We start from the raw sequence: 20,128 nt of genomic DNA, 5'->3' as shown, positions 1-20,128 counted from the left end.
CCCGCCGACAGCAACGGGAATCCCGCCGAGGGCAACCTACGTGGTCAGCGCGCGACCTTCCGCAAGCCCTCCCGATCGATCGCGCGCTTCAATATCTTGCCCGTCGCGCCTTTGGGCAATGCGTCGACGGTCTGCACGATGCGCGGCACCTTGTAGGCGCTGAGCCGCTCTTTGGCCCAGTCTCGTAGCCCGGCGGGATCGATGGTCGCTCCTGGCCGGGGCGTGATCACCGCGGCGATCTCTTCACCGTAGTGGTCATCCGGCACCCCGACCACGGCCACCTCGACGATGTCGGGATGGGTGTACAGGACCTCTTCGACCTCGCGCGGGTAGACGTTGTAGCCACCCCGGATGATGAGGTCCTTCACCCGGTCGACGATGCGTACGTTGCCTGCGGCGTCGATCGCGCCGAGGTCGCCGGTCTTGAACCATCCGTCGCTCAGTTCGGCTGCGGTCGCGTCCGGCCGGTTCCAGTACTCCTTCATGACGGTCGGACCCTTGACGAAGATCTCGCCGACCACATCCACCTCGACCACCTGGCCGTCGGGATCGCGTATCTCGACCAGGGTGCCGGGCAACGCCGGACCGACGGTCCCGACGACAGGGCTGCCGTTGACGTCGTGAAATGTGGCAGCACCGGATGTTTCGGTGAGTCCGTAGCCCTCGAGGATCTTGCAGCCGAACTTCCCCTCGAACGCCCGGATCACCTCCGCCGGCAGCGCGGCTCCACCCGAGCCGGCCAGCCGCAGCGCGCGGAAGTCATCAGGTGAGTGGCCCTGCGCCACGTGCAGCATGGCATTCCACATCGTCGGGACACCGCAGGCGATGGTGATCTCCTGGTCGCGGAGCAGGTCGAGGAAGGCCGTCGGGTCGAACGGGCTTATCAACGACAGACTGCAGCCCTGCGACAACGCCGAGTTCATCACGATCGCCTGACCGAACACGTGGAACAAGGGCAGGCCGGTCGCCCACCTGTCGTCGGTGGTCACTTCCATCAGCTGCCGGAACGCGACGGGGCAGGCGTTGATGTTCCCGACGGTCAGCGCCGCACCCTTTGGCCGGCCGGTGGTTCCGGACGTGTAGAGGATCACCGATACGTCGTCGTCCGAGCGGTCGACATAGGAGGGCACCGGGTCGGGGAGATCGGCGGCCTCCTCGTACGGACCGACCTCGAGGAACGGAGTGCCCGCCGATTCCGCACTACGCCGTGCGGTGTCGGCGCATTCGTGCCACGCGATGACCAGCGATGCCCCGGAATCGTCGAGCACGTAATCGATCTCCGGCGACGTCGACATCACGTTCATCGTGATCGCCGTGGCCCCCAGCGTCTGGAGTCCGTAATAGGTGATCACGAACTCGGGAATCGACGGCGCGACAAAGATGACGCGATCACCCTCTCGCACACCGAGTCCGGCCAGCGAGGCTGCGGTGCGCGCGATCCGGTCCCGGAGACCGGCGTAGGTGAGCTCCCGATCGCCTGCCCGCACGGCAAGACGGTCGGGTGTGTCGTCGGCAAAAGCCCAGAGTCTTGCGACGGTGCTGGCCATGGTGTTCCTGTCTGTGTGGAGAAGTGTTGCGGTGCAACCGATCACTCGAAATAGCGGCGGGGGACATCGACGAGCATGGTGTCGATGTCCTTGTCACTCACCCCACGCGCGCGCAATGCCGGCAGCACATCCTCACTGATGTGCCGGTAGTTCCACTTGGGCACGGCCTGCCGCTTGGCCTCGGGATCGAACCAGTCGATGAAGCAGGCGGCGTCGTGGGCCAGCGCCATCCGATCGGCGTAGCCCTTCTCGACGAGTGCGACCACGGTGTTGATCCGATCCTCGAACGGCAGTAGTACGTCGAGGCCGAAGCGGTCCATCCCGAGGATCGACCCGGCGTCGGCGAGCTTCATCAGGTAGTCGAGGTCGGTCGAGTCGCCCGAGTGTCCGATCACCACCTTGCTGAGGTCGGCGCCTTCCTCGGAGAGCACCTGCTGCGCAACGAGTCCGGATTGGGTGTGTGGGTTGGTGTGCACGGTGATCGGCGCTCCGGTCTGTGCGCTGGTCTGCCCGACTGCGCGCATCACCCGTTCCACGCCGGGTGTCAGGCCCTGCTCCTCGATCGCGCACTTGAGGAACGAGGCCTTGACCCCGGTGTCGGCGATGCCCTCGGTCAGGTCCTTGGTGAAGAACGTGACCAGTGGTTCGGAAACGTCGAACAGCAGACCCGGGCCGGTGTAGTGGAACTGGAAGGGGATGTCGTTGTAGGTGTAGAGACCCGTCGCGACGACGATCTTCAGATCGATCTGTTCGGCGATCCGCTGGATGCGCGGGATGTAGCGGCCCAGTCCGAGCACCGTCGGGTCGAGGATCGTGTCGATGCCGAGCCCTTTGAGTTCGCGGAGGTCGCGGACCGCGCCGGAGATCTTCTCGTCCTCGTCCCAGTCGTCTTGATAGTTCTGCCGGTACTCCTCGCCCAGGACGAAGACATGCTCGTGCACGAGAACGTTGCCGAGCTCGGCGGAGTCGACGGGGCCGGTGACGGTATTGACGGTGCTCATGTGTGTCCTTCGCTACGTCTGGGGCAAAAGTGTGGTCTGGATCACTCCGGCACTGTATTTGAGGATGAGTTCAACTTCAAGATCCCCTGTTCCCTGACGCGCGAGCGACGCCCACTGTTCCCTGAGGTGCGAACGGACGGGCCCTTGTTCCCTGAGATGCGAGCGCAGCGAGCCTCGAAGGGCACAATCACGCTCACCGTGATCGCAACCTTGCGACGAGCACAGCGTGGTCGAGGCACAGTCCCGATGTTCGTGCAGGTGAGCGCGAGTCGTGCATGATGGAGCAATGCCGACCACGCAACCTCTTGGCGCGGCAGGCGCTGATGCGCGCAGCAGCGCGGCGCCACGCGAGAATGTCCTCTTGATCCACTGGCATGACCTCGGCCGTCATCTGGGCTGCTACGGGATCGACGGTGTGGAGAGCCCCAATCTCGATGCACTCGCCTCGAACGGCATCCTGCTCACCGATGCACACGCCACCGCGCCGTTGTGTTCGCCGGCGCGGGGCTCGATCTTCACCGGCCGGTATCCCCATCGGAACGGGCTGATCGGCCTCGCACACCACGGATTCGAATACCGCCCCGACGTTCGGACTCTGCCCGCCGTGCTGTCGGAGGTCGGATATCGCACGGTGTTGTTCGGCATGCAGCACGAGAGTGCCGACCCCAGCGGCCTGGGATTCGAGACCATCGATGTCTCCGACTCGCTGTGCGACTACGTGGTGGCCCGGTCACAGGAATGGCTGCACGAGCACGTTCATGTCTCTGACGAGCGACCGTTCCTGCTGACCGCAGGCTTCTTCGAGACCCATCGTCCCTACCCGTCCGAGCAGTACAAGCATGCCGATCCGGCGTCGATCACGGTGCCGTCGTTCCTGCCCGACACCGACGACGTGCGCGAGGATCTGGCCGGGCTGCACGGCAGTATCACGCAGGCCGACGCCGCCGTCGGTCGTCTGCTCGACACGGTTGCCGAACTCGGCCTCGACGAGACGACCTGGATCGTCTTCTTCACCGACCACGGCCTCGCCTTTCCGCGCGCCAAGTCGACCCTGTACTCGGAGGGCACCGGAATAGCGTTCATCGTCCGCCCGCCTGCGCGCCGCGGCGTTGCCCCGCACAGCTATGACGATCTGTTCTCGGGCGTCGATCTCACTCCCACGATCCTGGACCTCCTGTCGGTGCCCGCGCCCGCCGACGTCGACGGTGAATCCCACGCCGAGCAGCTACTTGCCGAGCACGAGGTGCCCGCCCGCACAGAGGTTTTCACCGAGAAGACGTACCACGATGCGTTCGACCCCATCCGAGCCGTGCGGACCAAGGAGTTCAGCTACATCGAGAACTATGCCGAGCGGCCGGGTCTGCTGTTGCCGCTCGACATCGCCGACAGTCCGTCTGCGCGATCGCTCGATCACGCCGTGATCGACTCGCCACGTCCGCGGCACGAGCTCTACGACCTGACCTGCGACCCCGATGAGCGAAACAATCTCGCCGACGATCCCGCCCACTCCGACGTCCGGAAACGCCTCGCGGACAAGCTCACCGAATGGCGGGCCGAGACCGAGGATGTGATCCCCGACGACCGTGAGGGCACTGCGGTCGCCGACCGGTTCATGGCCGACTTCTTTGCGAAATCCCATGACAGCGCCGCCGATGAGGAGGTTCTTCCCTCTCGGCGGCCGAGGGGAGATCGGCGCGAATTGCACGGCGAGATCGCGACCGTCCGCAACCGGCGAGACGGTTGACCCTGCCGTCGGCACACCACATCCCGTTTGTAAACAATTAGCGCTCCGCTGACCTTAAATTCCCAGGTTGCGAGCGGTTTTCGCGTCGCTAGACTGATCCGCGTGTCCGACGTGTCGAACTACCTCGTGTGCGCGAGCCAGCGCAGCGGCAGCACCCTGTTGGTGGAGTCGCTGGCCGCGTCCGGAGTCGCCGGGAAACCTCAGGAGTTCTTCCAGTACTTCGCGTCGTCGTCGCAGTCACCGCAGCCTCGTGAGTGGTTTGCGGGCGTCACCGATCCCGACATCCTGGACCTCCTGGCGCCGGTGGAACGCGGTGTCGTCGACGCCCGCCACACCGAGGACTGGAAGGCCGACATTCTCGATCAGGGACGATCCCCGAATGGTGTGTGGGGCGGCAAACTGATGTGGAACCAGACGCCGCTGCTCGTCGCCCGGACGCGCGTCGCATCGGGTTCGCTGCGCACCGCCCTGCGATGGTTGTTCGACGGTGACGATCCCGTGTTCATCCATGTCCATCGTGAAGATGTGGTGCCGCAAGCTGTTTCGATGTGGCGGGCCGTGCAGACCCGGGTCTGGCGAGACGAGGCGGGCCTGCATTCGGTCGACGACGGTGCGGTCTACCACGCGGAGGGAATCGCCCACCTCGCGGCGATCCTGCTGGAACAGGATCGCAACTGGCGGCACTGGTTCGCGACCGAGTCGATCCGGCCCGTCACAGTCGGCTTCGACGAACTGGTTCGGTGTCCGACCGAGACCACGGCGCGCGTGCTCGACGTCCTCGGCCAGGATCCCGATCTGGCACCGCCGCCGCCCCTGAAACCACAGTCCAATGCACGCTCCCGCGAATGGGCGCAGCGATACCGTGCGGACGCAGTGCGGAACGGATACCCGCTCAGTGCCCGAGCTGCCGGCGGGTAGTCCAGCCGCGCACCGAGTCCGGGCTCGGCGCCACTTCATGTCATCCGGCCGGCGGAGCGGAGCTCACGGGGTCGGCTACGCTCCACTGCGACGCTTCTTCGACCAGTGGGACGTTTCTTCGATCAGGGGGTGGGCCGGTGCGTGCATCGGTGCGGGTGATGACGAGTGCGATGGCCGCGATGGCCACCATCGCGACGGTGGCCGGATGCGGGGGAGCAGGTTCGGATTCGGCATCGGCCGACACGGCCCATGCTACGGCCGCGCCAAAGGACCTGGTGCTCAGTGGTTCCGAGCTGCCGCGCGGGTACCAGGTGATGCCCATGCCGGCGGACCAGATGCAGAAGTCCGCCGACAGCATGCTCGACGCCACCAAGGGCGCCGACATCAGCCCGGCCTCCTGCGCGCCGCCGAGCACCATGCCGGACACGATGGACATGTCCGAGATGGGCATGCTGGTCGCCGCCTTCGGCTCGACCACGCTCGCGGAGGTCGTCACCGCTGACCATGGCGACATGGCAGCCATCCGGAAGTCGATGACAGGCGACTGCGCAAAGGTCACCGCCGCCATCAAGAACGGGGATGCGGCGGGATCGTCGTCGACGATCGTGAACACCCCGATGGATGTCCCCGATTCCACGGCCGACGATGTGTTCGCCGTCAAGCAGACGAGCACGTCGACAGTCAACGGTCGGGAGGTGACGGCCACCTCGCTGCTGGGTTGGGCGAAGGTCGGGCGCTACTCGGTGGCGGTGACGTCGGGTGGCCTGCTCGGTGCTCCCGACACCGGGGGTTTCCACACGACGCTGGTCAAGGCGATCAACAAGGTGGCCGGTGCCGGCTGAGGGTGCACCCGTCGCGCGTCGCCCGAACGAGCAACTAGATTGCTTGCTGTGAGTGATGCCGACACACCGTTCGCACATCTCACCGGACTGGCCACCACGCACGGTCCGGTGTCGCCGCACCGTCCCGACATCGCCGCTGCGCTCTGGTGGGAGTCCGAGCCCAACGGCAAGCTCGACCGGCTCATCGCCTACCTGCGTGACGACGAGCTCCTCCTCGCGGCGCGCAACGCCTGGCTCCGCGGTGTCTGGGGAATCATGGCGGTCACCACGCGGCGCGTGATCATGGTGAGTGTGCCGACGGAGAGCCGGGAGGGCTACGCCTACGAGCTCCCTGTCGAGGCGGCCCTGGAGATGACCGACGGCGGCACCGACGACGGGTATCGCATCTTCTACCTGCACGACTACGAGGCGACGACCAAGTTGTTCTTCACCAATGCGCTCGTCGGTGAGTCGCTGTACGACCGGCTGTACTGGTGCGTCTCGCGCGCCATGCTCGACGACCGCGGTGGCCGCCTCGAGCGCGCGGACGACCGTGGGGTGACCGATGATTTCGCCCGCTTCCGCAAGCTCAAGGACGCATTCGACACCGGCGCCCTCGACGACGATGCGTTACGGAACGCGACGTTGCGGCTCTTCCTCGGGCCAGAGGGGCATCCGCCGCCACGGACTGTCTGACCGGACCAGGAGGGCATTGACCCAATTTCCGGCAACCTGTGCCGCGTCGCCTGCTTTCCCGATGTCGGTGAGGGCACTCCAATAGGCGCGGCCGATCACCACGCCGTGCGCGAACTGCCGCCAATTGGCGTAGTAACTGCGCGCGGAGTCGAGCGCGGCGAACAGCATCGGCCAGCACTCGTCGACCTCGAGGTAACCCGAGCTCAGGCAGGTCCGCACGACAAACGGCAGTCGACCGAGGTCCCAGGCGCGGATATGGGTGGGAAAGTGTCTGTCGGAGACCGTGTTCCGAAGGATCTTCGCGGTCCGCAGGTTGTAGAGGGCGTTGTAGTGGCTGATCCAGTAGCCGGGTGATTCGCCGCGCGCGGCCGCCCGCGCCGCCAGGAACTCTCGGTGCACCTCCGGATCGTGGCCCGCGGTCCTGTTGGTCGCCTCCGCGACCAGCGGCGCGATCACCTCGAACGTCGAACTGTGCATGCCGTCGAGCAGCAGGCCGACGGTCTTCCTGGCCGAGACGTCGTCGGTGATACCCCACCAATCGCGGATGCGGGTGCGCAGCAGCTCCGGGTCGTCGTCGAGAGCGATGGTGTCGCAGGCGTACTGATTGGGGATCCACATGTGGGCGCCGACATTCAGCGCGGCCTGTGGTCGTTCGGGGAGGGGTGCGTCGCTCTGCCAGATGAAGGGTCGGCCCAACGACGACCTCTCCCCGGAAGGGAACGGTGTTATCGGCGGGATGGACACATCGATGAGGGTAGCGGCAGAGCCGTCCGGTGGACCCGCCCGGACGCCTCGTCTCGCCAACCGTGGGTGCAACCTCCGTCGATCGTGCCCGGTTTCTCGTCGATCGTGCCCGGTTTCTCGTCGATCGTGCGCAGTAACCGTCGTGGCGAGGGCGAGTGCCGACGTTGACGCGTGGTCTGACCTGACAGATGCTGGGTTCATGGCCGACATGACGACGAGATCCGACGCTCACGCCGACCAGGACAAAGCTTCCGACTCTCGGAATCGGGCACGGCGATGACCACTGCGGTTGTCGTGGGAGCGGGGCCCAACGGACTCGCGGCAGGCCTTCACCTCGCGCGGAACGGCGTCGATGTGCGGGTTCTGGAAGCATCGGACACCGTCGGTGGGGGAGCGCGCTCGGGAGAACTCACCGTGCCGGATGTCATTCACGACTATTGCTCGGCATTTCACCCGCTCGGTGTCGGGTCACCGTTCTGGGCGGAGGTGGGTCTCGAGAAGTACGGGTTGACCTGGAAGTGGCCCGAGATCGACTGCGCGCACCCGCTGGATTCGGGAGATGCAGGCCTGCTGTATCAGTCGATCGACGCCACTGCGGCGGGACTCGGTGAGGACGGGCGGCGATGGCAGTTGGCGTTCGGCGACCTCGCCCGCAACTTCGACGACCTCGGGCACGACCTCCTCCGGCCGATCCTGGATGTTCCCGCGCACCCGCTGCGGCTCGCCGCCTTCGGTCCGCGCGCGGTGTTGCCGGCCACCGTCCTGGCCCGCTGGTTCCGCACCGAACGTGGACGTGCCCTCTACGGGGGCATCGCCGCCCATCTGTTCTCCCGCTTCGACCGCCCGTTGACCGCGGCCCTCGGGCTGATGATCGCCGCGAGTGGCCACCGCTACGGATGGCCGGTCGCCGAGGGCGGCTCGGGATCGATCACCGCCGCCGCGGCCGCCGCGCTCACCGATGCCGGCGGCAAGATCGAGACCGGGGTGCGGGTGGTCTCTCGCGCCGACATCCCCGATGCGGATCTCGTCATGCTGGATCTCTCCCCGGCACAGACGCTCATGATCTACGGCGACGACATGCCCGCTAGGATCAAGCGGGCTTATCAGCGGTATCGCGTGGGGGCCTCGGCATTCAAGGTCGACTTCGCGATCGAGGGCGACATCCCGTGGACAAACCGCGATTGCGTGCGAGCCGGAACCGTCCACCTGGGTGGGGATTTCGACGAGGTCCGCGACACGGAACGCCGACGTGCGGCCGGAGCGATGGTCGACCGCCCGTTCGTGCTGCTCGGTCAGCAGTACGTTGCGGACGCGACTCGCAGCAACGGAACCGTCAATCCGATCTACGCCTACGCTCACGTGCCTCGGGGTTACGACGGCGATGCCACCGAGGCGATCATCGCGCAGATCGAGCGATTCGCCCCCGGGTTCCGCGAGCGAATCATCGCCACCGCGAGCGCCGGCACCGAGCAATTGCACTCGTACAACCCCAATTTCGCGGCAGGCGACATCATCGGTGGCGCCAATGACGGGCTGCAGATGGTGGTGCGCCCGAGGCTCGCTGTCGATCCATATGCTGTCGGGGTGCAGGGGGTGTTCCTGTGCTCGCAGTCGGCGCCACCGGGGGCCGGTATCCACGGATTGTGCGGCTACCACGCGGCGTCATCGGCGCTGAAGTCCTTGCCGCGGCGATCCTGACCACCCGATCCCCGCCGACAGCAACCTAACCTCGCCGACAGCAACCCGAACCCCGCCGACGGCAACCCGAATCCCGCCGACAGCAACGACTCTCTCCGAGCGCCCATCTGCCCCGACCCCGCCGGACCGCAGCGGTGACCCATACGGTGAACTGAACGGATGGAACTCCTGCTCATCCGCCACGCCCAGCCGTTCCGGCTGACCGATCCGAACGGTGCCGATCCGAATTTGACCCCGGAGGGCGAGGAGCAGGCCAGGCGGCTCGCCGCGGCGCTGGCCGATGGCCGGTATGGCAAGGTCGACCGGCTGGTCAGCAGCCCCATGCGTCGCGCTGCTCAGACCGCGGGTTTTGCCCGCGAGGCGCTGTCGCTGGACGTGGCGACCGATCAGCGGCTCGTCGAGCTCGATCACGGGTGGACCACCTACGGTGCCGTGCATGCCTACACCGACCGCAGTCTGCTGCTGAAGGACATGAACGGTGGACGGCTCGGGGAGAACACCTTCGACCCTGACCTGTTCCGCGAACGGGTCGTCGCCGGGATCGAGGAGGTGGCCGCATCCGCCGACGTCGGTGCGGTCGCGATCGTCTGTCATGGCGGCGTCATCAACGCCTACCTGTCGCACGTGATCGGCACTGCGAGCATGTTCTTCGTCGAGCCGTACTACACCTCGGTGACCCGTGTACTCGCGCTCGAAGGCGGCCATCGACAAGTGTTGTCTATCAACGAGATCGACCATCTGCGGTGAGACCGAGATGATGCCCGCGGCGACCGTGGTCGGTGCCGTCACACGTGCGCTGCGCAGCCCCGGGAACACGACGAGCGACGTCGTCGGAGACCTGCGTTCGCAGCAGTGGCGGATTGGCTGGAGAAGCGCAGATTCCTCCGATCGGAGGTCGTCGACGGGCATCCAGGAACCTCCCAGCCGGCGTCGAGGGTTCCACAAGACGCGTAGCGCAATCTCAATGGTGTCAACGAGATCCGGACCGGATCTCACCATCGAGAAAGGCCGACGATGCCCACTCCGCAGCAGCAGAACAACAACACCCACCGCGCCCCGCAGGCCCCGGCTCGCCGTCGCAGGCGGGTCCGCCGCTTCGATCAGCGCTCGCGTCGCTGGCTCTGGGTCTGGCAGTGAGCTGACCGGCCTTCGCCGCTCTACGACAACCCCGCCGTGGCAGATGCCGCGGCGGGGTTGCCGTCTGTCGGGTATGCCTTCTGCCTCTGAGGTGAAAGTCCCCTGCCGGTCAGAAGTAGCCGTTGGCCGGCAGCGGTGTACCGTTCACCAGCCGGTCGCCGAGGGCGATCGCCTTGTACGACGTCGGATTGTGCAGGGTGACGGTCCTGATGTTGCGCCAATGACGATCGAGATTCTTCGACCGGCTCGCCGACGACGCGCCCCCGATGTCGAAGAGATCAGTGGCCGCGCGAAGACCGATCCGGTCGACGTGCACCTTCACCCGGGCCGCCGCCACGGACGCCTGGGTGAACAGTTCCGGGTCGATGGAGCCTCGGCGTGCCGGAGCGAACGCCGCCTCCACCTCCCGCGCGGCCGCGAGCACCGCAGATCGCGACACGTGTGCCGCCGCGTCGATCTCCCCGACTGTCTGCAGCAGAACCGCATCGTGGCGGGGAGACTCATCCGGCGCATGCTCGAAGGTCCTTTTCCGCGAACGCAGCAGCTCAGCGGCATCGTCGGCGACCGACAGCAGGATGCCGGTGATCAGCGCCTGCAGATAGAGCTGTAGGAAAGGTCCGTCGTTCGCAACAGGCCGCGTCGACCCGGGATCGCTGAACGCCAGCACGTCGTCGGGTGTCACCAGAACGTCAGAGAGATTGGTCGAGCCGGTTCCGGTTCGATGCTGTCCGATCCCGTCCCAGTCGTCGACGATCGCGATGCCCTCCCGGTCCACCGGCAACACCACTCGGGCGATCTGCTCACCCGAATCGCGACCACTCACCGTCGCCGCCACCGAGACCCAGTCGGCGAATGCCGTCCCGGTGCTGTAGAACTTCGCGCCGGTCAGCAGCCAGCCCCCGTCGATCGGACGTAGCTCGGTGCGGAACGCCTTGGCACCGGCGTCGCCGGCACGTTCGCTTGTTGCGTTGCCGAAGATCGCGCCTGCGCGTATCTCGGCGACCCACCGCTCGCGGGCCGGGCCTGGTGGCAGCCGCCGGACCTGTTCGACGAACCAGTAGTGAGCGCGCAGGATGTGGGCGACGATCGGGTCGGCCCTGGACAGCTCGACGAGGAACTCGAAGAACTCGACGATGTCGGCGCCGGAGCGGGTGTCGTCGTCGAGGGTGATCGCGGTGAATCCGGTCTCGGCCAGGAGCCGCACTTGTTCGTGGGGGTCGTTGCCTGCGCGCTCCCGCGCCGCGGCATCCGCGGCGATCTCCGCGAACACATCTGCGCGGTCGGCGGAGATCCTCGTCACGACCGTCATACCGGTACCTCCACCGCCTCGGCGAACGCACCGCGGTAGCGCGCTGCCGGATGGGTGTCGGGCAGGCGGTCACGCCCGGTCAGCTTGTGCCGCACAGTGCCCGGTGAATATTCACGTTGTGCCAGGCCGCGGTCCCGTAGCACCGGCAGCACATGCTCGGCGAACTCCAGGTAGCTGCCGGGGATCGTCGCGTTGATCACGTTGATCCCGTCGACCCCGGCGTCACGCCATTGTTCGAGACGGTCCGCGATCTGCTCCGGCGTGCCCACCACGCGGCCGCTTCGGCTCCGCAGTTCGGCGAGGTCGCGGACTGTCGGCTCGCGATCCGGCACAGCCTCGCGCAGCCACAGCAGGGTGCTCTGGGTTCCCTCCGTACGGATCTCACCGACCGGGGTGTCGAGGTCATAGAAGCCCAGATCGACGCCGAGACCGCCGGCGGAGTGGGCGATGATGGTGCTCGGATCGATGTACTCGTCGAGTTCCCGCGACTTGCGCTGCGCCTCTTCCTCGGTGCTGCCGATCACGAACGAGAGTCCTTGGAAGAAGTTCAGGTCCTGCGGGTCGCGGCCCGCTTCGGCCACGAGACGTCGGGTGTCGTCGACGAGACCGCGTGCGGCTTCGGGCGTCGGCGACACGATGAACTGGGCCTCGGCGTTGCGGGCGGCGAACCGGCGCCCGGTGTGCGACGACCCGGCCTGGAACAGGATCGGGGTGCGCTGCGGCGACGGCGCGACCAGATGGGGACCCTCGACGCGGTACCGCTCACCCTCGTGGTGGATCTTGTGCACCTTGTCGAAGTCGGCGTGGACGCCGCTGCGCTGGTCCTGCACGAGCGCGTCGTCGTCCCACGAGCCCTCCCACAGCTTGTAGACAACGTCGGCGTACTCGTCGGCCCAGGCGTAGCGATCGTCGTGGCCGGTGATGCCGTCGTAGCCGAAGTTGCGCCACGCGTTCGACGACAGACTCGTCACGATGTTCCACGCGATCCGGCCCTTCGAGGCGTGATCGAGCGTGGAGATCTTGCGGGCGAAGTCGAAGGGGTGCTCCTGCAGGATCGAGCTGGTGACCGCGATCCCCAGATGCTCGGTGTGCGAAGCCAGCGCGGACGCGAGAACCAACGGGTCATTGCTGGGGATCTGCAGACCGGTGTCGACGAACTTCTTCCAGTCGCCCTGATAGTCGTCGTAGAGCCCGACGACGTCGGCGAAGAAGATGAAGTCGAATCGGGCCTCCTCCAACGTTTTCGCGAGGTCGATCCAATGCTCCAAAGAGTTGAAGTCGGTTTGCTGTGCGCCCGGAACCCGCCACGCCCCATGCAGGATGTGCGAGGTGGTGTTCATCACAAAGGCGGAGAAACGCAAGGGTTTTGGTTGTGCCACTCACCTGACGCTAGTCAGCCAGGCGCTCGCGAAGGGGTGTTGCGCTCACCGTGAACTCAAGACCTGACGTGGGCGGTGCTGATCGCTACCGTTCTCGCCGAACCGCCGTGTGCGCTGCTCGCGCACCGGTCGCGCTGCCGACATCGCCGTGACGTCGAGCCCCAGCCGAACCGAGGAGATCCCCCGTGCCCAGATCCGTCCGCCCAGCGCGGGCCCGAGTGCTGCTCGCCGTGAGTCTGTCGGCGATGGCTCTGCTCGCGGCCTGCGGGCAACGTCCAGAGACAGGTGACGGAAGCTCCACCGGCGTCGCCGCATCCCCCGGGGATTACACGAGCGGCGGTGTCATCGAGTACGGACACGAGCAGGAACCGCCGTGCATCCACGGCGGCTGGGTGCAGAACGCCTACCTGGCCCGGCAGTACCTCGACAACCTCGTGTCCCTCGACGATTCGGGAAAGCCGGTGCCGTGGCTGGCCACCAGCTGGGACATCTCGCCCGATCGACTCACCTACACCTTCCACCTCAAGCCTGACGTCCATTTCACCGACGGCACCGTTCTGGACGCGGCGGCGGTCAAGACCAACTTCGACGCCTACCTCGACCCGGACAAGCCGAACGGCACGGTCAACGCCTACATCGGTCAGTATTACGCGGGTGGCGAGGCAATTGATCGCAACACCTTTGCGCTGCACCTGAAGTCGCCCTACAGCCCGCTGCTCACGGTCCTCACCCAGGGATACTTCGGCATCCAGTCACCGACCGCCCTCGCACGGGGTGCCCAGGCCAACTGTTCCAAACCGGTCGGATCGGGGCCCTTCATCATCGACCGATGGGACCGTAACCGCAGCATCACCTTCCTGCGCAACCCGAATTACAACTCGGCGCCTGCGAACGCGAAGCATCAGGGCCCGGCATACGTCGACAAGGTGATCTGGAAGTTCCTCAAGGACCCGGTCCTGCGGTACGGCTCACTGACCAGCGGGTCGTCGGATGTCATCTACAACGTGCCCGCGATCAACTGGGCCGACGCGACCAGGCGATTCCAGACCCGCCAGTACGTGACACCGGGCCGGCCGAACGCGATAACCCTCAACGCCGACCACGCACCGTTCGACGATGTCCGGGTCCGGCAGGCGTTCGCCTATTCGGCCGACCGCGAGAAGGCCGTCGAGACGGCGTATCTCGGTGTGGTGCCGTACAACCCGAACGGAGCGCTGAGCCAGAGCACGCCCGACTACGACGCGACCGCAGGTGCCTACGTGCGGGATCCGGGCAAGGCCGACGCCCTCCTCGACCAGGCCGGGTGGAGTCAGCGCGCCGACGACGGCGTGCGGGTCAAGGACGGCAGGCGCCTGAGTGCGCGGGTCGTCTACGCCGCGGACGCCATCATCGGTCCGGAAGGGGCAGCAATCTTGCAGGACATCGCCTTTCAGGCTCGCCAGGTCGGGTTCGACATCCAGCTGGTGCCCGCGACGCAGAGCGAGTACTTCGGTGGCCAGTACGCGAAGGCGCCGACCTATGACGCCTACGTCGGTTACTGGACCAGCCCGACGCCCGGGCTGTTGTACATCAACTGGCGGCAACGTCTGGACGACAATCCGAATCCGTACAACAACGCCTTCTACAACGACCCGGCTCTGCAGGGTCTGATCGAGAAGGCGAACAGCTCGGCCGATCCTGCCGAGCAGCAGAAGCTCTACGGCGACGCCCAGCAGCTGATCGGTGAGAAGGCCCTCGCGATCGGGCTGTACACCCAGACGACGTCGATCGCGAGTTCTCCTCGGCTGCAAGATGTCTGGATCGAGAGATCCCAAGGTGAACCGGTCTTCTCGGATGCGAGGTTCGTGCGATGACGACAGTGGTCGATTCTACGGCGACCGGCGGCAACCGCGTGCCGGCCCTGCCTCGACGCCGGCGGGGCGGCACCGGCGCAGGGTGGCTGCGGTGGCTCGGCAAGCTGGGGTCCGCGATCTTCGTACTCTGGGCGGCGGCCACCATCACCTTCCTGCTCCAGGTGCTCGCGCCCGGCGATCGGGCGACGCTGCTGCTCAACCTGTCGTCGGGGGAGAGCCGTGAGCGGACTCCCGACGAGATCGCACCCGTCAACGAGCAGTACGGTTTCACCGACTCCATCTGGCAGCAGTACCTGCACTATCTCCAAGGCCTTCTACATGGCGACCTCGGCACGTCTTTCCAATTACAGCAACCGGTCACGCAGGTCATCGCCGAGCAGATCGGACCCACGCTGGTGCTGACTGTCAGTGCACTGGTGGTCGCGTGGCTGCTGGTGTTGGCGACCACGACGCTGACCGCGGGGCGGCGGGGACCGTTCGGTGCGCTCGGCGCGTTCCTGGAGACGGTGAGTGCCGGTCTGCCCCAGTACTGGCTGGGGTCGATCCTGCTCGTGGTCTTCGCGATCAACCTCGCGTGGTTCCCGGTGGAGAGCGGCACCGGACTACGGGGGCTGGTCCTGCCGGTCCTGACCCTGGCCATCCCGCTGGCCGGATTCCTCGGCAGTATCGCCCGCGACGAGTTCGCCAGGGCGCTGGATCAGCCGTTCGTCCTCACCGCCCGCAGCCGAGGCCTCGGCGACTTCTCCGTTCGCGCACGGCATGTGTTGCGGCACTCGGTGATACCGGCCGTGACGGTGTCCGGGTGGGCGATGGGTGCGCTGCTCTCCGGTGCGGTCATCGCGGAGACGGTGTTCGCCCGCGCGGGTATCGGGCAGACGCTCGTGGCGGCGGCCAGTTCCCGCGACGTACCGCTCGTGAGCGGCATCGTCGTGCTGGTCGCCGCGATCTACACCATCGCCAATCTGGTGGTGGATTTCCTCTACACCGTCATCGACCCCCGGATCGAGATCCCATGACCGCCCTCTCGCCGACCCCCGCCGCCACGGCCGCGCCCGCACCGGGCCGGCGTCACCGGTGGCCGTTTCCGCCGACCGTCACCGCGGCCCTGGTGGTGCTCGTCCTGCTCCTCGTTGCCGTGGTGGTCCCGTCGCTCCTCGCGCCGTACGACCCGCTCGCGGTGAATCTCGACGCCACGCTCACGCCACCGACCTGGGCACATCCGTTCGGCACCGACTTGTCGGGCCGAGACCTGTTGAGCCGAATCATCTTCGGCACTCGCCAATCCCTCGCCATCGGATTCGGCGCCGTCGCAGTGGCATTGGTCCTCGCCGTGTTGCTCGGCGTCGCCGCGGGCCTGTCGGGCCGGGTCGCGCAGGCCCTGGCGAACCGGTGGATCGACGTGATGTTCGCATTCCCGACCATCCTGCTCGGTCTGCTCCTCACCTCGGTGTTCGGACCGGGGTCATCCACGCTCATCTTCGCGATCGGGATCGGGATCGCGCCGGGGTACGCACGGATCGTCCGTGGCCAGGTGTTGACCGTGCGCAATGCGCCATACGTCGAGGCGGCCACCGCGCTCGGGCACTCACGTCCCCGAATCCTGTTACAGCACATCGCCCCCAATGCGCTCCGCCCGATGATCGTCACCGCGACCCTCGGGATCGGGCAGGCCATCATCTGGGCCTCGGGATTGGCCTATCTGGGCCTCGGGGTGGCGCCGCCCGCTCCGGAATGGGGCGCGCTGCTCGATGCCGGACGCACGTACATCACCGTCGCGTGGTGGCTGGAGATCTTCCCCGGGCTGATCATCGTGATCGTCGCCCTCGCATTCACCACCGTGGGCCGTCACCTGGGCGCCCGACTGGAAGGAACCATCCGATGAGCACACTGTTGAGTGGCGAGTCCACCGCGACCATCGAGACGACGCCGCTCGCCGAGGTCCGTGATCTACGCGTCGCCTTCGACGGCCGGGAGGTGGTCAAGGGCGTGTCGTTCAGTGTTGCCGCAGGCGAATGCCTGGCCATCGTCGGCGAATCCGGATCGGGCAAATCGGTGACGGCGCGCACCCTCATCGGACTGACCGGCGAGCGCGCGCAGATCGATGCGGGCTCGATCACGTTCGACGGGCGGTCGCTCGCAGGTCTGACCGACCGGCAGTGGCGGCAGGTGCGCGGCCGGGAGATCGGCTTCGTACTGCAGGATGCCCTCGTATCGCTCGATCAGTTGCGGACCGTCGGCAGCGAGATCGCCGAGGCCTGGAGTGCGCATCATGGCGTCCGGTTCGGAGGTGCCGCTCTGCGCCGCGCCGAACGGGAGGAGAAGGTCGTCGAGCTGTTGAGTCTGGTCGGCGTGCCCGAACCACGCGTGCGCGCGGGCCAGCGTCCGCATGAGCTGTCGGGCGGATTGCGGCAGCGGGCCCTGATCGCGTCGGCCCTGGCGCAGGACCCGAAGCTGCTGATCGCCGACGAGCCGACCACCGCTCTCGACGCCACCGTCCAGGCGCAGATCCTGGACGTGCTGGCCGACGCCAAGAAACGGGGCAACGCGGTCATCCTCATCTCGCACGACCTCGCGGTCGTGTCCCGACTGGCCGACCGGGTCGCGGTGATGCGGGAGGGGGAGATCGTGGAATACGGGCCGGTCGCCGACATCCTCGTACGGCCCGCCCACGAGTACACCCGCAACCTGCTGGCATCCGTGCCGTCGCGGACATCCAAGGGAACCCTGCTCACGAGCGGTGAGGTGCTGCCCGACCCGCCCGCCGCGGCGGCGTCGGATCAGCCACCGGCGCTGCGCGTGCGGGAGGTGCGAAAGTCGTTCGTGGCCAGGGACAAATCCGCGCGCGCGGCGGTGCGCGGCGTGAGCTTCGATCTGGCACCCGGCCGGACGCTGGGTATCGTCGGGGAGTCCGGCTCCGGCAAGACCACCACCGCGCGGATCGTGCTCGGCCTCACCGCCCCGGACTCCGGCACCGTCGAACTGAACGGCCGCCCGTGGAGCGCGCTGAGTGATGCCGAACGCCGCACGAACCGCCACCAGATCTCGGTGATCTACCAGGATCCGCTGAGCTCCTTCGATCCCCGGTGGAACGTCGAACGAATCCTGCGGGACAGCCTGCGTTCACGCGACCTCCGCGGCGCGGCCGTCGACGAGCGGGTGTCGGAACTGCTGGATCACGTCGGGCTGTCGGATGAGTTCCGGCGCCGTCATCCGCTGCATCTGTCCGGCGGCCAGCGACAGCGGGTGGCGATCGCGCGCGCTCTCGCACCCGAGCCGTCGGTGATCGTGTGCGACGAGCCCGTCTCGGCCCTGGACGTGTCGATCCAGGCGCGCATCCTCGATCTGCTCGCGCAGCTGCAGGCGGAAACCGGTGTCGCGCTGGTGTTCATCTCGCACGATCTCGGCGTGATCCATCACGTCGCCGACGACATCCTGGTGATGCGCGACGGTGACGTGGTCGAATACGGCGGTGCCGACAAGGTCTTCGGCGAACCCGAGCATCCCTACACCCGCGAACTCCTCGCCGCCGTCCCGACCATCGACGCCGACCAACTCGTCGCCTGACACCACCTCGCCGCACGTGCGCAGTTCCCCGTCGACAGCAACGCGCATCTCGCCGATCGTGCGCAGTCCCCCGCCGATCGTGCCCAGTTCCTCGTCGATCGGGCACAGATCCGCGCCGATCGGGCCTAACTGTCGAGCGTGGTGAGGATGTCGCGCAATGCCCGCCGCTGCTCGGCGTCGAGTCTGCTGATGAGGTGCCGTTCGACGGCGTCGTGAAGCGCACGCTGTTTGTCGACCATGAGGTCCTCGCCCGCCGGAGCGAGCCACACCTCGACGCCGTTGCGTAACCGCTCGCGGGTGAGGAAACCGCGCTTCTCCATGCGCGTGAGGAGATGCGAGAGTCGGCTGCGGTCCCACCCGGTCGACGTGACGAGCGCATTCTGCCTCGACGTCCCGCCCGCGTTGTTGAGGTGGACGAGCACCGTCAGTTCGGGTTCGGAGACCGAGTTCGCGGCCGTGACGTCATCGATCACGGCCGTGCGGACCACTTCGCTGGTGCGCTTCCAGAGGAGCCACAGCGTGACACCGGACTCGTCCCCATCTGTTGACATTTCTACACCTCGCTTCTACTGTTGACATTACAACGCCCTGGATCGCCACGCCAGATCAAGGCGCGCGGGAAAAAGGAACGATGTCACTCGCCCGCGCGAAGTAATCGAGCTGTCCGGACCTCAGGAACCCGATCGATGTCTGGTTGCTCCGGGATGTCTGGCGCCTGACCCACCAAACCTTCATCCACCAAACATCCATCCAGTCAACCGAATCGAGGATTCTGATGTCCGACACCAACTCCGTCTCGACCGCACCTCGCCCAGGCGGGTCCGGGACCATCGGCGACCGCTCGGTCGCCCGCGTCGGCTACGGTGCCATGCAATTGGAGCACCGCCGCGACGACCGCGCAGCTGCCTTGGCGGTGATCCGGCGGGCGATCGAACTCGGTGTCGACCACATCGACACCGCGCAGTTCTACGGAAACGGTTTCTCGAATGAGCTGATCCGTGAGGCCGTACGCCCCGACGACGGTGTCACCGTGGTCACCAAGGTGGGTGCCGACCCGAACCCGGACGGCCCGATGCCGATGCGAGCCGCGCAGCGGCCCGACGAACTCCGCGCCAGCGTCGAACACAACCTGCGCAGTCTCGGGCTCGATCAGATCCCGGTGGTGAATCTTCGACGCGTGGACGCCAGCGCTCCGATCCCCGTCCCGGAAGATCAGGTCGTCGACTTCGACGATCAGCTCGCCGCGATGGTCGCCATGCGCGACGAGGGCCTGATCGGCGGCATCGGACTCAGCACCGTCTCCATCGACATACTGCGCCGGGCGCTGCCCGCGGGTATCGCGTGCGTGCAGAACGCCTACAGTCTCGTGTCCCGCACCGACGACGACATGCTCGACCTGTGCACCGCCGAGGGCATCGCATGGGTGCCGTACTTCCCACTCGGCAGTGCATTCCCCGGGATGCCGAAGGTGACCGACGAGGCCATCGTGGCGCAGGTCGCCAAGACCCTCGACGTCACGCCGTCGCAGATCGGGCTGGCGTGGCTGCTGCACCGGGCGCCGAACGTGTTGCTGATCCCGGGCACGTCGTCGGTGGCGCATCTCGAAGAGAACGTCGCTGCCGGTTCGGTCGTGCTCGACGCCGACATGCTGGCAGCTCTCGACGACGTGCCGCACCGTGAAGGGCAAATCATCTGACAACCAACGGGTTTCAGGCGG

18 protein-coding genes are annotated in these 20,128 nt (G+C 66.7%); 12 read left to right on the top strand and 6 right to left on the bottom strand.

All coding sequences use genetic code 11. The annotated features are described in order from the left end of the window. Positions 1–44: 44 nt before the first annotated feature. Positions 45–1,547, bottom strand: coding sequence for an AMP-binding protein (locus OVA31_RS10510; RefSeq protein ID WP_267631040.1), 1,503 nt, complete (start codon positions 1,545–1,547; stop codon positions 45–47). 41 nt (positions 1,548–1,588) lie between these two features. Beyond that, positions 1,589–2,548, bottom strand: a complete 960-nt coding sequence (locus OVA31_RS10505) for a phosphotriesterase family protein (RefSeq protein ID WP_267631039.1) — start codon at positions 2,546–2,548, stop codon at positions 1,589–1,591. A gap of 286 nt (positions 2,549–2,834) precedes the next feature. Here OVA31_RS10505 and OVA31_RS10500 point away from each other — a divergent pair, with 286 nt between their 5' ends. The 4 genes from OVA31_RS10500 to OVA31_RS10485 all read left to right on the top strand — a co-directional run bounded on the left by OVA31_RS10500 (position 2,835) and on the right by OVA31_RS10485 (position 6,727). Continuing rightward, positions 2,835–4,292 carry a sulfatase gene (locus tag OVA31_RS10500; protein ID WP_267631038.1) on the top strand — a complete coding sequence of 486 codons (1,458 nt, stop codon included), beginning with the start codon at positions 2,835–2,837 and terminating at the stop codon, positions 4,290–4,292. A 102-nt stretch (positions 4,293–4,394) separates the two neighbouring features. Beyond that, positions 4,395–5,210: a trehalose 2-sulfotransferase gene (stf0, locus tag OVA31_RS10495; RefSeq protein ID WP_267631037.1), complete on the top strand. Its 816-nt coding sequence runs from the start codon at positions 4,395–4,397 to the stop codon at positions 5,208–5,210. Positions 5,211–5,347: 137 nt separating this feature from the next. Continuing rightward, positions 5,348–6,052 (top strand): hypothetical protein, encoded by a 705-nt coding sequence (locus tag OVA31_RS10490; RefSeq protein WP_267631036.1) that lies wholly within the window; start codon positions 5,348–5,350, stop codon positions 6,050–6,052. A gap of 48 nt (positions 6,053–6,100) precedes the next feature. Next, complete coding sequence (locus OVA31_RS10485) at positions 6,101–6,727, top strand: hypothetical protein (RefSeq protein WP_267631035.1); 627 nt, start codon at positions 6,101–6,103, stop codon at positions 6,725–6,727. Here OVA31_RS10485 and OVA31_RS10480 read toward each other — a convergent pair. Beyond that, on the bottom strand, positions 6,662–7,471 hold the full coding sequence (locus OVA31_RS10480) for a DUF1266 domain-containing protein (RefSeq protein ID WP_267631034.1): 810 nt from the start codon (positions 7,469–7,471) through the stop codon (positions 6,662–6,664). The genes OVA31_RS10485 and OVA31_RS10480 overlap by 66 nt on opposite strands. Before the next feature lie 276 nt (positions 7,472–7,747). Between OVA31_RS10480 and OVA31_RS10475 the strand changes: the two genes are divergently transcribed. The 3 genes from OVA31_RS10475 (at position 7,748) to OVA31_RS10465 (ending at position 10,306) form a co-directional block, all read left to right on the top strand. Further along, positions 7,748–9,169 carry a phytoene desaturase family protein gene (locus tag OVA31_RS10475; RefSeq protein WP_267631033.1) on the top strand — a complete coding sequence of 474 codons (1,422 nt, stop codon included), beginning with the start codon at positions 7,748–7,750 and terminating at the stop codon, positions 9,167–9,169. Between the two features lie 159 nt (positions 9,170–9,328). Next, positions 9,329–9,916 carry a histidine phosphatase family protein gene (locus OVA31_RS10470; protein WP_267631032.1) on the top strand — a complete coding sequence of 196 codons (588 nt, stop codon included), beginning with the start codon at positions 9,329–9,331 and terminating at the stop codon, positions 9,914–9,916. Positions 9,917–10,183: 267 nt separating this feature from the next. Then, positions 10,184–10,306, top strand: a complete 123-nt coding sequence (locus OVA31_RS10465) for a hypothetical protein (protein ID WP_267631031.1) — start codon at positions 10,184–10,186, stop codon at positions 10,304–10,306. Between the two features lie 109 nt (positions 10,307–10,415). Here the strand turns inward: OVA31_RS10465 and OVA31_RS10460 are convergent, their stop codons facing one another. Continuing rightward, a complete protein-coding gene (locus tag OVA31_RS10460; RefSeq protein ID WP_267631030.1) occupies positions 10,416–11,615 on the bottom strand; it encodes an acyl-CoA dehydrogenase in 1,200 nt (399 codons plus the stop codon). Next, a complete protein-coding gene (locus OVA31_RS10455) occupies positions 11,612–12,994 on the bottom strand; it encodes an LLM class flavin-dependent oxidoreductase (RefSeq protein ID WP_267631029.1) in 1,383 nt (460 codons plus the stop codon). Before OVA31_RS10455 ends, OVA31_RS10460 begins: the two co-directional genes overlap by 4 nt. 185 nt (positions 12,995–13,179) lie before the next feature. On the opposite strand from OVA31_RS10455, the gene OVA31_RS10450 reads away from it, so the two are divergent. The 4 genes from OVA31_RS10450 to OVA31_RS10435 are packed head-to-tail and all read left to right on the top strand — an operon-like array spanning position 13,180 to position 18,411. Beyond that, the gene (locus OVA31_RS10450; protein ID WP_267631028.1) at positions 13,180–14,847 is read left to right on the top strand and encodes an ABC transporter substrate-binding protein; all 1,668 of its coding nucleotides are present in this window, start codon (positions 13,180–13,182) and stop codon (positions 14,845–14,847) included. Next, positions 14,844–15,863: an ABC transporter permease gene (locus OVA31_RS10445; protein WP_267631027.1), complete on the top strand. Its 1,020-nt coding sequence runs from the start codon at positions 14,844–14,846 to the stop codon at positions 15,861–15,863. Before OVA31_RS10450 ends, OVA31_RS10445 begins: the two co-directional genes overlap by 4 nt. Beyond that, positions 15,860–16,729, top strand: a complete 870-nt coding sequence (locus tag OVA31_RS10440) for an ABC transporter permease (protein ID WP_267631026.1) — start codon at positions 15,860–15,862, stop codon at positions 16,727–16,729. The genes OVA31_RS10445 and OVA31_RS10440 overlap by 4 nt, the downstream gene beginning before the upstream one ends. Next, positions 16,726–18,411: a dipeptide ABC transporter ATP-binding protein gene (locus OVA31_RS10435; protein ID WP_267631025.1), complete on the top strand. Its 1,686-nt coding sequence runs from the start codon at positions 16,726–16,728 to the stop codon at positions 18,409–18,411. Before OVA31_RS10440 ends, OVA31_RS10435 begins: the two co-directional genes overlap by 4 nt. 125 nt (positions 18,412–18,536) lie before the next feature. Here OVA31_RS10435 and OVA31_RS10430 read toward each other — a convergent pair whose 3' ends face one another. After that, the gene (locus OVA31_RS10430) at positions 18,537–18,962 is read right to left on the bottom strand and encodes a MarR family winged helix-turn-helix transcriptional regulator (RefSeq protein WP_267631024.1); all 426 of its coding nucleotides are present in this window, start codon (positions 18,960–18,962) and stop codon (positions 18,537–18,539) included. A 224-nt stretch (positions 18,963–19,186) separates the two neighbouring features. On the opposite strand from OVA31_RS10430, the gene OVA31_RS10425 reads away from it, so the two are divergent. After that, entirely contained in the window at positions 19,187–20,107 is a 921-nt protein-coding gene (locus tag OVA31_RS10425) for an aldo/keto reductase (RefSeq protein WP_267631023.1), read from the top strand. Positions 20,108–20,128: the final 21 nt, after the last annotated feature.

Source organism: Gordonia sp. SL306 (assembly GCF_026625785.1).
GTDB lineage: Bacteria > Actinomycetota > Actinomycetes > Mycobacteriales > Mycobacteriaceae > Gordonia.
Note: the sequence above shows the minus strand (reverse complement) of the source record. Positions and strands in the feature narration are given on the sequence as shown.

Bases quoted from the DNA above. Each gene is read 5' to 3' on its own strand.
- OVA31_RS10505 (WP_267631039.1), bottom strand. From the start codon at position 2,548: ATGAGCACCGTCAATACCGTCACCGGCCCCGTCGACTCCGCCGAGCTC.
- OVA31_RS10440 (WP_267631026.1), top strand. From the start codon at position 15,860: ATGACCGCCCTCTCGCCGACCCCCGCCGCCACGGCCGCGCCCGCACCG.
- OVA31_RS10510 (WP_267631040.1), bottom strand. From the start codon at position 1,547: ATGGCCAGCACCGTCGCAAGACTCTGGGCTTTTGCCGACGACACACCC.
- OVA31_RS10470 (WP_267631032.1), top strand. From the start codon at position 9,329: ATGGAACTCCTGCTCATCCGCCACGCCCAGCCGTTCCGGCTGACCGAT.
- OVA31_RS10475 (WP_267631033.1), top strand. From the start codon at position 7,748: ATGACCACTGCGGTTGTCGTGGGAGCGGGGCCCAACGGACTCGCGGCA.
- OVA31_RS10465 (WP_267631031.1), top strand. From the start codon at position 10,184: ATGCCCACTCCGCAGCAGCAGAACAACAACACCCACCGCGCCCCGCAG.
- OVA31_RS10430 (WP_267631024.1), bottom strand. From the start codon at position 18,962: ATGTCAACAGATGGGGACGAGTCCGGTGTCACGCTGTGGCTCCTCTGG.
- OVA31_RS10425 (WP_267631023.1), top strand. From the start codon at position 19,187: ATGTCCGACACCAACTCCGTCTCGACCGCACCTCGCCCAGGCGGGTCC.
- OVA31_RS10445 (WP_267631027.1), top strand. From the start codon at position 14,844: ATGACGACAGTGGTCGATTCTACGGCGACCGGCGGCAACCGCGTGCCG.
- OVA31_RS10460 (WP_267631030.1), bottom strand. From the start codon at position 11,615: ATGACGGTCGTGACGAGGATCTCCGCCGACCGCGCAGATGTGTTCGCG.
- OVA31_RS10500 (WP_267631038.1), top strand. From the start codon at position 2,835: ATGCCGACCACGCAACCTCTTGGCGCGGCAGGCGCTGATGCGCGCAGC.
- OVA31_RS10435 (WP_267631025.1), top strand. From the start codon at position 16,726: ATGAGCACACTGTTGAGTGGCGAGTCCACCGCGACCATCGAGACGACG.